This is a genomic window from Rhodobacter sp. P1_C2, from assembly GCF_056406375.1.
Genome location: NZ_JBFUAG010000004.1, coordinates 282,166 through 294,823, shown reverse-complemented (window position 1 = coordinate 294,823; position 12,658 = coordinate 282,166). Strand labels below are relative to the sequence as shown.

Annotated in this window: 9 protein-coding genes; 3 read left to right on the top strand and 6 right to left on the bottom strand. The window is 65.0% G+C overall.

Annotation, left to right across the window (positions count from 1 at the left end; genetic code table 11):
- Nucleotides 1-63: 63 nt before the first annotated feature.
- Both AC1DZT_RS08550 and AC1DZT_RS08545 read right to left on the bottom strand, forming a co-directional pair.
- Nucleotides 64-549, bottom strand: a complete 486-nt coding sequence (locus tag AC1DZT_RS08550; RefSeq protein ID WP_478006194.1) for a hypothetical protein — start codon at nt 547-549, stop codon at nt 64-66.
- Between the two features lie 136 nt (nt 550-685).
- Nucleotides 686-2,458, bottom strand: a complete 1,773-nt coding sequence (locus AC1DZT_RS08545) for a hypothetical protein (protein ID WP_478006193.1) — start codon at nt 2,456-2,458, stop codon at nt 686-688.
- A 422-nt stretch (nt 2,459-2,880) separates the two neighbouring features.
- Here AC1DZT_RS08545 and AC1DZT_RS08540 point away from each other — a divergent pair, with 422 nt between their 5' ends.
- Nucleotides 2,881-4,098, top strand: a complete 1,218-nt coding sequence (locus tag AC1DZT_RS08540; protein ID WP_478006192.1) for an aminopeptidase P family protein — start codon at nt 2,881-2,883, stop codon at nt 4,096-4,098.
- A gap of 85 nt (nt 4,099-4,183) precedes the next feature.
- Here the strand turns inward: AC1DZT_RS08540 and AC1DZT_RS08535 are convergent, their stop codons facing one another.
- Together AC1DZT_RS08535 and AC1DZT_RS08530 are read right to left on the bottom strand one after the other, a co-directional pair.
- Nucleotides 4,184-4,819: an aminotransferase class IV gene (locus tag AC1DZT_RS08535; RefSeq protein WP_478006191.1), complete on the bottom strand. Its 636-nt coding sequence runs from the start codon at nt 4,817-4,819 to the stop codon at nt 4,184-4,186.
- Nucleotides 4,777-5,907: an aminodeoxychorismate synthase component I gene (locus AC1DZT_RS08530; RefSeq protein WP_478006190.1), complete on the bottom strand. Its 1,131-nt coding sequence runs from the start codon at nt 5,905-5,907 to the stop codon at nt 4,777-4,779. The genes AC1DZT_RS08535 and AC1DZT_RS08530 overlap by 43 nt, the downstream gene beginning before the upstream one ends.
- A gap of 253 nt (nt 5,908-6,160) precedes the next feature.
- Here AC1DZT_RS08530 and AC1DZT_RS08525 point away from each other — a divergent pair, with 253 nt between their 5' ends.
- Both AC1DZT_RS08525 and carB read left to right on the top strand, forming a co-directional pair.
- Nucleotides 6,161-7,720 carry an amino acid permease gene (locus AC1DZT_RS08525; RefSeq protein ID WP_478006189.1) on the top strand — a complete coding sequence of 520 codons (1,560 nt, stop codon included), beginning with the start codon at nt 6,161-6,163 and terminating at the stop codon, nt 7,718-7,720.
- 231 nt (nt 7,721-7,951) lie between these two features.
- A complete protein-coding gene (carB, locus tag AC1DZT_RS08520; RefSeq protein ID WP_478006188.1) occupies nt 7,952-11,281 on the top strand; it encodes a carbamoyl-phosphate synthase large subunit in 3,330 nt (1,109 codons plus the stop codon).
- 139 nt (nt 11,282-11,420) lie between these two features.
- On the opposite strand, the gene AC1DZT_RS08515 is transcribed toward carB, so the two are convergent.
- Both AC1DZT_RS08515 and AC1DZT_RS08510 read right to left on the bottom strand, forming a co-directional pair.
- The gene (locus AC1DZT_RS08515) at nt 11,421-11,810 is read right to left on the bottom strand and encodes a hypothetical protein (protein ID WP_478006187.1); all 390 of its coding nucleotides are present in this window, start codon (nt 11,808-11,810) and stop codon (nt 11,421-11,423) included.
- 38 nt (nt 11,811-11,848) lie between these two features.
- Nucleotides 11,849-12,604 (bottom strand): hypothetical protein, encoded by a 756-nt coding sequence (locus tag AC1DZT_RS08510; protein WP_478006186.1) that lies wholly within the window; start codon nt 12,602-12,604, stop codon nt 11,849-11,851.
- Between the last annotated feature and the right edge of the window lie 54 nt (nt 12,605-12,658).

The following is a 12,658-nucleotide window of genomic DNA, read 5'->3' as shown; positions in this document are numbered from 1 at the left end:
TCAACGATGAAGAAAGGGCGGCACCGAGGTGCCGCCCTTTTGATTAGGCTCGGTGAGGCAGGCTCAGTCGTCCGCGCCGCCATGACCGCCGTGGTCATCGCCCGCGTCATGGTCCGCGCCATCGTCGCCGCCATGGCCGCCGCCATTGCCACCGTGGTCATCGCCCGCATCGTGGCCCGCGCCATCATCCGCGCCATGGCCGCCGTGGTCGTCGCCCACGTCGTGACCCGCGCCATCATCCGCACCATGGCCGCCGTTGTCATCGCCCGCATCGTGACCCGCGCCGTCATCATTGCCGCCGTGGCGGTGGCTCTTGGTGCCGGCGGGCTGCGGCTTGCCGGTCTTGTGGTCCACGGTGAAGCTTTGCGTCACGCCGTCCAGCGTGCCGGTCACCGACCATTCGCCATGCTGATGGGTCACGGTGACATTCTCGTATCCGGCGGCGGTATAGGCGGCGGCCAGTTTCTCGCCAAAGTTCTTTGCCTGCGCCGTGCCGCCAAGGCTCAGGGCGGTCAGGGTCACAAAGGCGAAGGTGGAAAGCAGTTTCATGATTCGATCTCCGGTTCTGGTGAGGCCAGTCGTTCATCCCGAAGCCAGAATCGCCGATCAGGGCGCTTCTGGACACGGACCAAGGGCTGGCGCTTCGTGGTTAATCGGGGCCTTGGCGCAGACTTTGGTCGGAAGATCAGAGGTCGAAGTTGTCAGGGGTCAGTTCCCAGACGCCGTTGACGACGATCTGCATGTCATCCACGACCGAGCCTGCCAGCCGCACCTCGACCAGGGTTGTGCCGCCGACATGGGTATAGCGGACCTCGGCGGCGCTGCCGGTGAAATCGCCGGTGCCGAGGAAGACAAAGGCATCATCGCCGCCCCCCGGCGCGGCGTCGATGGCGGAAAGGTCGATCACATCGCCCGCCACCTCGAAGCCCTGGATCGTGTCGGAACCGCTGCCAGTGGTGCTGTCGGTCACTGATTTGAAGACGAAACTGTCCGTGTCGCCGCCGCCGCCCAGAAGGTCGCCCCCCGCGCCGCCGATCAGCCGGTCATTGCCCAGACCGCCGTAAAGCCGGTCCGCCCCACCACCGCCCGAAATGACATTGTCCTGCGCATCGCCGGACAGGGTATCGCCAAAGGCGGAGCCGGTCAGATTCTCGGCATCGCGGATGCGCAGCTTGCCGGCATCGGCAAAGCTGAAAGCGTGGGTGGTCAGATTGGCCGAGACGCCCGCCGGATCGGTCAGATTGGCGAAGGACAGGGTATTGCTGCCCTGGCCGCCATAGATCCGGTCGGTGCCGCCGCTGATGTTGAAGACATCATCCCCTGAACCGCCCCAGAGGTAGTCGTCGCCATCGCCGCTTTGCAGGGTGTCGTCGCCGCTACCGCCGCTGATCTTGTTGTTGCCCTCGCCACCGTCGAGCAGATCGCCACCGCCGCTGCCGCGGATCGTATCGTCGCCCTTGTCACCGACGATCTGGTTGGCCTGGGCCGAGCCGATCCCCACCAGCCCATGCGCACCGGTCAGAAACAGGTTCTCCACCCCCGAACTCAGCCGGAAATCGGCGCTGGAAAACACCCGGTCGATGCCCCCGCCGGTATCGATGATCGCGACATCGGAACTGTCGACGCGGTAGGTGTCGTTGCCATGCCCGCCGATGACATTGCCCATGACATGGCCACCGGTCAGCACGAAGGCATTCACCCCGTTGCCAAGGGTGATGTCGCCCATGACCAGCCCGCTGACCCGGACATAATCGTTGTAGGAATTGAGGGTGATGTTCCCCTCGATCCGGCCGGAGTTGAAGATATTGGCCGATTGGGTGGCGGTGACATTGCCCTCGATCAGGCCGGCATTGCGCAGGGTCAGGCCGCCCGCGACCTGGATCGCCGATTGCAGGGCCGAGGCGTTGAGCAGGTTGCCGGTGTTGGTCAGCGTCAAGGTGCCGCCGCCCATCACATTGACCGTGGGCCCCATGCCGGCCGTGCTGAGCGTGCCGGTGTTGGTGATGACCCCGGTCGAGGTCTGGTTCAGAACGAGGGAAATCGCAGCCCCGGCCGACACACCCAGCCCCTGAAGCGAGCCGTCATTGGCGATGTTGATCTGCGACCGGTCCTGCGCCGCCATCAGGCTGATGCCCTGCCCGCCGCTGATCATCCCGGCGTTGTGGACCGCGAAAAACCCCTTGAAGGTGCCTGAAACCGCCGCCAGATCGACGCCGCCGGTCACGACCGACCCGCTGGCCGCGATCGTGACGCTGGTATTGGCCACCGCGTTCAGCAAAAGCCCGCTCGCCGTGGCCGAGGCCATGGCGCCATAGGAGATCAGCGTCGCCGTATCCGACAGGATCACGGCTGAGCCGACCGGCGCCAGAATCGACCCGTCGGGCGCCATGAAGCCGAACTCGCCCGAATCCAGAAGTTGCCCGGCGGAGGTGTTGGTCGAGATGATGAAAGAGGACATGGAACGCTCCGCAACCAGCTCTGCCCGGGCCTGGGCGCCACCCCAGACATCCCATGGCTTGGCTACCAAAAGGTTGCGATCAGCCTCGAAACGGCCCACCAAATCTTGTGGATTTTCCTAAAGCTCGGCCCTCAGTTTCGCTAAAATCGGGGCTCAGTTGTTTCAAACATGGCCTGTATTTTCACGGGCTGCGGTCCGGGGCTGCCCTCGCGGTGCGGTGCCGGATCGGGCCTGCCACCGGACGAACGCCGCGCGGGGCTGGGCCTTGCCAAAACCGGGCGCTCAGGTCATCATGGGCGCAGGCAGGGACGATGGCGTCGTCCCGGGGGTGCGCCCCAAAGCCTGTGGGGCCCACCCGCTTTCGTCCTGTACGCCGGGACCTTTCGGGGTCCGGCGCGCCAGACCCCATCATGAGGTCTGAAATGACATCCAAGCTCACCAACCGCCCGCAGCAGTACCGATTGCATCAGGGCGACCGGGTCCTGCCCTTCGCGCCCGAGGAATATGACGACAGGCTGGAGGGTCTGCGCGACCTGATGGCGATCCAGGGGATCGACGCCTGCGTCTTCACCTCGATGCATTCGATCGCCTATTACTCGGGCTTCCTCTATTGCTCCTTCGGGCGGCCCTATGGCCTGGTGGTGACGGCCAACCAGTCGGTGACGATCTCGGCCGGGATCGACGCGGGCCAGCCCTGGCGGCGCTGCCATGGCGACAACATCACCTATACCGATTGGGAGCGCGACAATTACTGGCGCGCCGTGGCCTCGGTCACTGGTGAGGGAAAGGTGATCGGCTGCGAGGCAGATCACCTGACCCTGGTGCAGAGCGAGAAGTTGAACCATTTCCTGAAGCCCAAGCGCGGGGTCGACATCTCGAAAGGCGCGATGGAGCAGCGGATGACGAAATCCGCGGCCGAGATCGCGCTGATCCGCCAGGGGGCGGCGGTGGCCGATGTCGGCGGCTATGCGATCCGCGAGGCGGTGCAGGCGGGCCTGCGCGAGATCGACATCGCGATGGCGGGGCGCGATGCGATGGAGATGGAGATTGCCAAACGCTTCCCGGATGCCGAATACCGCGACACCTGGGTCTGGTTCCAGTCCGGCATCAACACCGATGGCGCGCATAACCCGGTCACGGCGCGCAAGCTGAAGCGCGGCGATATCCTGAGCCTGAACACCTTCCCGATGATCTCGGGCTATTACACCGCGCTGGAGCGGACGATGTTCGTGGGCGAGGTCGATGCCGCCTCGCGCCGGATCTGGGAGATCAACGTGGCGGCGCATGAACTGGGGATGAGCCTGCTGGTGCCGGGGGCGAAATGCTCGGAGGTGACGGCCAAGCTCAACACCTTCTTCGAGGAGCATCAGGTCCTGCAATACCGCAGCTTCGGCTATGGCCATTCCTTCGGGGTTCTGTCGCATTACTATGGCCGCGAGGCCGGGCTGGAACTGCGCGAGGATATCGACACGGTGCTGGAGCCGGGCATGGTGATCTCGATGGAGCCGATGCTGACGATCCCGGAGGGGCAGCCGGGCGCGGGCGGCTACCGCGAGCATGACATCCTGATCATCACCGAAGACGGCAACGAAGATATCACCAAATATCCCTATGGGCCGGAGTTCAACGTCGTCGGCTGAGGTCACGATTTTTCGGCGAAAAATCACTTTCGCGTCGCCCGGGCCCCAAACTTGATTTTTCGCAGAAAAATCGTGGGGCCCGCCCTTAACCTTCCGATTTTTCAGCGAAAAATCGGGCCCGGATCAACCCGCGCAGACTATTGCCCAGCCAAAGCTGCACTTGGCCCAGATCGCGCGCCGGCAAAACTTCCTCCGGCACGTCCAGCGCGGCGCGGAGGACGCCCGGCAGAAGGCCCGAGGTCAGGGGCGGCGTGCGCAGCCCCTCTCCCCGGTCGAAGAAGACCGTGGTGATCGTGCCTTCGCAGACCTCGTCGCGCTCGTTGAGGAAGACAAGCTCATCGAACCCCGGCGGCAAGGCGGCCCTTGCCCTGTCATAGGCGGCGCGTCGCGTGGTCTTCAGCCGCAGCCAGGGGTCCGCGCTGTCAAGCCGCGCCTCGGCCAGGCCCACCACCCAGTCCGCCTTGGCCTGCGGCAGCGGCGCCTGTTCCAGCTGCAGGCCGCCCTTTCCTTCCATCGTCAGGCGCAGGCGCAGGCTTTCGCCCGGAAGCCCGGTCAGGAGCGGCGCGATCTCGCCCGCCTCGGGCCAGCCCAGCATCCGCGCCGAACGGGTCAACCGCGCCTGATGCAGCGCCAGCCGCGGCACCGCGGCGCCGTCCCAGAGCATGGTCTCGATCAGCCTCAGCCCGGGGTCGAGAGAACCGTCAGATAGCGCGCTTTCCAATGTGCCTCCTCCCATTCGCCGTCACAGGTGGAATCCTGCACCACCCCGCCGCCGACGTTGAGCGTTATCTGCGCGCCGTTCAGCGTCAGCGTCCGGATCGCCACCGAAAAGCAGCTGTCGCCCTCCGGTGCCATCCAACCCACCGCCCCGCAATAGGTGCCGCGGGCGAAGGGTTCGACCTCGCGGATGATCTCCATCGCGCGGATCTTCGGCGCCCCGGTGATCGAGCCGCAGGGGAACAGCGCCGGCATCAGGCTCGCCATGGCGGGCGATGCCTCAAGCTGGCCCACCACCCGGCTGACCATCTGATGCACCGTCGCATAGCTTTCCACCGCGAAAAGCTGCGGCACCTTGACCGAGCCCACCCGCGAGATCCGCGAGATGTCGTTGCGCAAAAGGTCGACGATCATCAGGTTCTCGGCCCGGTTCTTCTCGGACAGGCGCAGCTCTTCGGCCAGTTCGGCATCCTGCACCGGGTCGGCATCGCGCAGCGCCGTGCCCTTCATCGGGCGGCTTTCGATGCGGCCCGCGGCCTCGGTGCGCAGGAAAAGCTCCGGCGAGCGCGAGATCAGCACGGGCAGCCCCGCCCCCAGATCGACGAAGGCGCCAAAGCCCACCGATTGCCGCGCGCGCAGGGCGGCGTAAAGGTCGAAAGGCGTGCCCGCGATCAACGCGCTTTGCATCGGGAAGGTCAGGTTGATCTGATAGCAATCCCCCGCCGCGATATAGTCCTTCACCCGGGCGAAGGCAGCGGCATAATCGGCCCGGGTGATCCTGGGGGTGACCGGGGCAATCCTGACCTTGGCCGCGGCCCGCGCCAGCAGGGGCCCGGCGTCGCCGGGGCCGTCATAGATCCCGAAGGCCAGAAGCGGCCCGGCAGGTTCGGGCATCAGGGCTGCAAGACGCGGCTCCAGCGCATAGCCCGCCTCATAGGCGATCCAGCCCGCGACCCAATGGCCTGCGGCGCGCGCCTGGTCCAGAGCGGCCAGCGCCGGCGCCACCTCGGCGGCCCGATGGGCCACCACGCGGGCGCGGGCCCCGTCGAACAGCGCCGCCTGCCCCTGCGGGCCATGTTCCAGAAGGATCATCCGCTCTCTCCTTTGGCCCTTCACCTAGTGCCGAAAACGCCCTCACGCCACCCGGCTTTTGCCCGGTTTTTCAAGGAAAACGACACGCAGCCCCGCAAAGCCCCGTTTCGCTTCTGTAAATATCTATTCAGCGCTGGACAGACTGTAAAATCAGCGCTTCTCTGGTTGCGGGCGGACAACAAGTCGCAGCCCCACAACAAGAACACGGCAAAAAGACCATGGTGCAAACACCACGGCACGGAGAGGGATCACAATGGCAGCGGACGACTATACCGACAAGGACCACCATGAGGACGTCAAAGTCCTGCATGGCATGGGCTATGCCCAGGAGCTTTCACGCTCCATGTCAAAATTCTCTAACTTCGCCATCTCGTTTTCGATCATCTGCATCCTGTCGGGGGGGATCAACTCCTTCGCGCAGGCGATAGGTTCGATCGGCGGCGCGGGGGCTGGCATCGGCTGGATCGTGGGCTGCGCCCTTTCCGCCATGTTCGCCCTGTCGATGGCGCAGATCGCATCGGCCTTCCCGACGGCGGGCGGGCTTTATCACTGGGGCTCGATCCTCGGCAACCGGTTCCTCGGCTGGCTGACCGCCTGGCTGAACCTCCTGGGGCTGATCACGGTTCTGGGCGCCATCAACATCGGCACGGCCTATTACTTCACCGGCACCTTCGGCGCCGCCTTCGGCTTCACCGGCACCGATCCGCAGATCGTGGTCTTCGTGGCCGTGATCACCGCCATCCAGGCGCTGTTCAACCACCTCGGCATCAAGATCACCACCTTCCTGACCGATATCTCGGGCTATATCATCTTCGTGACCACCGCCGCCCTGGTTCTGGGCTGCCTGTTCTATGCGCCGTCCATCGACCTGACCCGTCTCTGGACCTTCACCAACTACTCGGGCGAGGCGGGCGGCAATGTCTTCCCGCAATCGGGCAACATGGGCTACCTGTTCCTGCTCTGCCTTCTGCTGCCGGTCTATACGATCACCGGCTATGACGCTTCGGCCCATACCTCGGAGGAGACCAAGAACGCCGCCATGTCGGTGCCGCGCGGCATCGTCACCTCGGTCTTCTGGTCCTCGCTGATCGGATGGATCATGATCTGCGCGATCATGCTGGCGATCCCGGACATGAACGCCGGTGCGGCGCAGGGCTTCAACGTCTTCTTCGCCACGATGGACGCCATCCTGCCCGCGGGCCTGAAGCTGGCCATCTACATCGGCATCCTGATCGCGCAGTTCCTCTGCGGTCTGGCCACCGTCACCTCGGCCTCGCGCATGCTCTTCGCCTTCTCGCGCGATGACGGGATGCCGGTGGGCTCGAAGGCGCTCTCCACCGTCTCGCCCAAGTACCGCACGCCGGTCACCGCGATCTGGACGGCGACGGTGCTCTGCATCCTCTACGTTCTGCTTGCCATGCTGGTGAAGGTCGGCGGCACCTCGATCTATGTCATCGTGGTGAACTCGACCCTCGTCTTCCTGTTCCTCTCCTTCACCGTGCCGCTGGTGGCGGGTTTCTTCGCCTATGGCACCGCCAAATGGCCGAAGCCCGGCCCCTGGGCGATGAGCGAGGGCCTCTACAAGCTGGTCACCGTCCTGTCGGTGGTCGGCATGGCGGTGATCCTCTTCATCGCGGTGGCGCCCCCGAACGAGGTGGTGCTGTGGATCGTGCTGGGCTTCATCGTCCTGGCCCTGATCCTGTGGGTCTCGGTGGAAAACCGCCGCTTCGAGGGCCCGCCGACCGGCGAGAAGATCGCCGCCCGCAAGGCCGTGATCGCCGCCGCCGAAGCTGCCGTGGGCGAGAAAGCCTGATCCAGCGACGCGGGGCCTCTGGGCCCGTCACAAATCGCAAGCAAAAGGGGCCGGAGCGCAATCTCCGGCCCCTTCTCCTTGCCCCTTCATCCAGATCCAAATATCCCGCGGAGGGGTCCGGGGAGGTGCGAAACCTCCCCGGCCGCCAGCAACGGGCGCCACCGCGGAATCCCCTTGCGCCCCCGTCCGGCATGGCTATAACCCGGCAAGTTTTGCCGTAAGGGGGCCGCCATGCCGAAGAGAACCGATATCAAATCCATCATGATCATCGGAGCCGGTCCCATCGTCATCGGCCAGGCCTGCGAGTTCGACTATTCCGGCGCGCAAGCCTGCAAGGCCCTGCGGGAAGAGGGCTACCGGGTGATCCTGGTCAACTCGAACCCGGCGACGATCATGACCGACCCGCAACTGGCCGACGCCACCTATATCGAGCCGATCACCCCCGAAGTCGTGGCCAAGATCATCGAGAAGGAACGCCCCGACGCTTTGCTGCCCACGATGGGTGGCCAGACCGGCCTCAACACCGCGCTGGCCCTGGCCGACCTTGGCGTGCTTGACAAGTTCAACGTGGAACTGATCGGCGCCAAGCGCGCCGCCATCGAGATGGCCGAAGACCGCAAGCTCTTCCGCGAGGCGATGGACCGCATCGGGTTGGAAAACCCGAAGGCCACGATCATCGCCGCGCCGAAACTGGCTTCCGGCAAATATGACATCGCCGCCGGCGTGGCCGAAGCGGTTGCCGCGCTCGATTATGTCGGCCTGCCCGCGATCATCCGCCCCGCCTTCACCCTCGGCGGCACCGGCGGCGGCGTGGCCTACAACCGCGACGATTACGAGGCCATCGTGCGCTCCGGCCTCGAAGCCTCGCCGATGGCGCAGGTTCTGGTCGACGAGTCGCTGCTCGGCTGGAAGGAATACGAGATGGAGGTGGTGCGCGACACCGCCGACAACGCCATCATCGTCTGCTCGATCGAGAATATCGATCCGATGGGCGTGCATACCGGCGACAGCATCACCGTGGCCCCGGCGCTGACGCTGACCGACAAGGAATACCAGATCATGCGCAACGGCTCCATCGCCGTGCTGCGTGAAATCGGGGTGGAAACCGGCGGTTCCAACGTGCAATGGGCGATCAACCCCGCCGATGGCCGCATGGTGGTGATCGAGATGAACCCGCGCGTCTCGCGCTCCTCGGCGCTGGCGTCGAAAGCCACCGGCTTCCCGATCGCCAAGATCGCGGCCAAGCTGGCGGTCGGATACACGCTGGACGAGCTTGACAACGACATCACCAAGGTCACTCCGGCCTCGTTCGAACCCTCGATCGACTATGTCGTGACCAAAATCCCGCGCTTTGCCTTCGAGAAATTCCCCGGCTCGGTCCCGAACCTGACCACCGCGATGAAATCGGTGGGCGAGGTCATGGCGATTGGCCGCACCATCCACGAATCGATGCAGAAGGCCCTCGCCTCTCTGGAAACCGGCCTCTCCGGCTTCGACGAGATCGCCATCCCCGGCGCGCCCGACCGGGTGGCCATCACCAAGGCCCTGTCGGAAGCCACGCCGGACCGCCTGCGCAACATCGCGCAAGCCATGCGCCACGGCCTTTCGGATGACGACATCAACGCCATCACCGCCTTCGACCCCTGGTTCCTCGCCCGCATCCGCGAGATCATCGAGGCCGAGGCCGAGGTGAAGAAGGCCGGCCTGCCGGTCACCGCCGAAGGCATCCGCAAGCTGAAGATGATGGGCTTCACCGATGCCCGCCTCGCCAAGCTGACCGGCCGCGACGAGGCCCAGGTCCGCCGCGCCCGCCGCAATCTGGGCGTCAAGGCCGTCTTCAAGCGCATCGACACCTGCGCCGCCGAGTTCGAGGCGCAGACGCCCTATATGTATTCGACCTACGAAGCCCCCGCGATGGGCGACGTGGAATGCGAGGCGCGGCCGTCGAATGCCAAGAAAGTCGTCATCCTCGGCGGCGGCCCGAACCGGATCGGTCAGGGCATCGAGTTCGACTATTGCTGCTGCCATGCCTGCTATGCGCTGACCGCGGCGGGCTATGAGACCATCATGGTCAACTGCAACCCCGAGACGGTTTCGACCGACTACGACACCTCCGACCGGCTGTATTTCGAGCCGCTGACCTTGGAACATGTGCTGGAAATCCTGCGGGTCGAGCAGGAAAACGGCACGCTGCACGGTGTCATCGTGCAATTCGGCGGCCAGACCCCGCTGAAGCTGGCCGATGCGCTTTACAAGGAAGGCATCCCAATCCTCGGCACCACGCCGGATGCGATCGACCTGGCCGAAGACCGCGAGCGCTTCCAGCAGCTCCTCCACAAGCTCGGCCTGAAGCAGCCGCACAACGGCACCGCCCGGTCGCGCGATGAGGCGTTCAAGGTCGCCAAGGATGTCGGCTATCCCCTGGTGATCCGCCCCTCCTTCGTGCTGGGCGGTCGCGCGATGGAGATCATCCGCGACGATGCGCAGCTGGAACGCTATATCGCGACCGCCGTGCAGGTTTCGGGCTCCTCGCCCGTGCTTCTCGACTCCTACCTCTCCGGGGCGATCGAGGTTGACGTGGATGCGCTCAGCGACGGGAAAGAGGTCCATGTCGCGGGAATCATGGAACATATCGAGGAAGCCGGCGTCCATTCCGGCGACAGCGCCTGCTGCCTGCCGCCGCATTCGCTGTCCGATGCCATCGTCGAAGAGCTGAAGCGTCAGACCGTGCAGATGGCGCTGGCCCTGAACGTCGTCGGCCTGATGAACGTGCAATTCGCGATCAAGGACGGCGTGATCTATGTGCTGGAGGTCAACCCCCGCGCCAGCCGCACCGTGCCCTTCGTCGCCAAGGCCACCGACAGCGCGATCGCCTCGATCGCCGCACGGCTGATGGCGGGCGAGAAGCTTGCCAACTTCCCGATGCGCCCGGCCTATCCCGCCGGCGTCGGCCCCGACACCCCCCTGCCCCTGATGGACCCGCTGACGCTGGCCGATCCGAAGACCCCGTGGTTCTCGGTCAAGGAAGCCGTGCTGCCCTTCGCCCGCTTCCCCGGCGTCGACCCGATGCTCGGGCCGGAAATGCGCTCGACCGGCGAGGTCATGGGCTGGGACCGCACCTTTGCGCTGGCGTTCCTGAAGGCACAGATGGGCGCCGGTGTGTCCCTGCCCGAGGCCGGCCGCGCCTTCGTCTCGATCAAGGACATGGACAAGACCGAGGCCTTCGCCGCAGCGATGCAGGGCCTGACCTCGCTCGGCTTCGAGATCGTGGCGACCAAGGGCACCGCGGCCTGGCTTTCCACGCAGGGCGTCACCTCGACCCCGGTCGCCAAGGTCTATGAAGGCCGCCCGAACATCGTGGACCGCTTGAAAGACGGCGAGATCGCCCTGGTGATGAACACGACCGAGGGCACCCAGGCGATCAGCGACAGCCGCGACATCCGCCGCGTGGCGCTGATGGACAAGATCCCCTACTTCACCACCGCCGCCGCAAGCATCGCCGCGGTGGAGGCGATGAAGGCAAGGGGTGAGGGTTACGGCGTGCGGACGCTGCAGGGCTGAGACTGCGCCGATCCTCACCTTTCGCCCCGCTGATGTCGAAGCTCACCGGGACGCCCAAAGCGTCCCGGTTTTCGCCTGCAAGAGGCAGGCGCATATCTCTGGCACCTCGTGGCCCCGGCGCGGCCTAGGGCCGCCAGTTCTATTCTGAATCCTTGCTCCAGTCCCGCACCATCTCCACCCAGACCATCGTCGGGCTGGCGCGGCCGCCGGTATCGAACCCCACCAGGCCGGTTCGGGGCCATTGGCCGGTACGGCGTTTGTGCAGGGTCTCGGCCAGGATCTTCGACCCGACATGCATCAGCGGGCCCAGGAGGGCGAAGACGGCGAAGATGGTGAAGGTGGCGGCGCCGTTGCCCATCAGAGGGTCCAGCGTCGGGGATTTCACGAGGAATGCGCAGATGCCCAAAAGGATCGGGCCATAGCCGAGGACGACGGGCCCGAGGATCGGACCAAGCGGCAGGCAGCGGTCATAGACCCAGAGATAGGCCGGGACGATGCGGCGCAGGATGGCAATGAGGACGGGCGGCACTCTCTCTCCCTCGGGCAATGGCGCTGCGGCTTGGGCCGTCAGCCGGGCATCAGCAGGGGGCAATCCGCCACCTGATCGGCGAAGATCGAACTGCCGATCACATCCAGCACACGCTCGCGGTTGGTGATCCGCGTGGTGGCCGGCGACAGGGTTCCGGCGCGGAACGGCACCTTGACGTGATGCGGCGCCACGTTCAGCAGCCGACAGATATCCCCCATGAACTGGTCGCCCCTGCCCTTCAGATCCTCGTAGAACCATTCGATGTGATCGTGCTGGGCAAACTCGCGCCGGATCAGGTTATAGGAGGCATAGAGGTATTGCATCATGTTCAGGCAGGCCGGGATATCGACCTGCAGGTCCACCACCTCGGCATATTGGCTGGAGAGATAGTCCTTGCGGTTGGGATGCCAGACCCCAGAGGCCTTGGCCCTTTGGTCGCTGAGGAATTTGTTCAGCAGGTTGCGCCTGTTGAGGAAGATGATCTTGACCGACTTGTCCTCGCGCAGGGCGCGCCAGATGTCGGAGGTGACCCGGTTCTCGCGACAATGGAAATAGAACAGCTTGAAGCCGCGCGCCTTGTCCTGCAGGTCAGGGTTGTCGAAGCATTGGCGGCGGGCGAAGTCGATCGAACTCGACGTGCCGTCCCAGATCTCGCCGGCAAGCTTGGTGCGGTTGGCGGGAACCCCGTTGAAGGGCTCCATGAAGGCGGCGATTTCGGGATGGTCCTGCATGTTCTGCGAACAGAAGTTGGTCCCGGCCCTGCCGTGCGACAAGATCACATAATTTGGTTTCATCGCCTGGCCTTGCCTCGATTTCGCAGATGCACGCGCCGTCCGCAGCACCGATCG

What these genes read in the sequence shown, in the direction of transcription:
- AC1DZT_RS08550 (WP_478006194.1), bottom strand. Translation starts at nt 549, where the DNA reads ATGAAACTGCTTTCCACCTTCGCCTTTGTGACCCTGACCGCCCTGAGC.
- AC1DZT_RS08545 (WP_478006193.1), bottom strand. Translation starts at nt 2,458, where the DNA reads ATGTCCTCTTTCATCATCTCGACCAACACCTCCGCCGGGCAACTTCTG.
- AC1DZT_RS08540 (WP_478006192.1), top strand. Translation starts at nt 2,881, where the DNA reads ATGACATCCAAGCTCACCAACCGCCCGCAGCAGTACCGATTGCATCAG.
- AC1DZT_RS08530 (WP_478006190.1), bottom strand. Translation starts at nt 5,907, where the DNA reads ATGATCCTTCTGGAACATGGCCCGCAGGGGCAGGCGGCGCTGTTCGAC.
- AC1DZT_RS08525 (WP_478006189.1), top strand. Translation starts at nt 6,161, where the DNA reads ATGGCAGCGGACGACTATACCGACAAGGACCACCATGAGGACGTCAAA.
- carB (WP_478006188.1), top strand. Translation starts at nt 7,952, where the DNA reads ATGCCGAAGAGAACCGATATCAAATCCATCATGATCATCGGAGCCGGT.
- AC1DZT_RS08510 (WP_478006186.1), bottom strand. Translation starts at nt 12,604, where the DNA reads ATGAAACCAAATTATGTGATCTTGTCGCACGGCAGGGCCGGGACCAAC.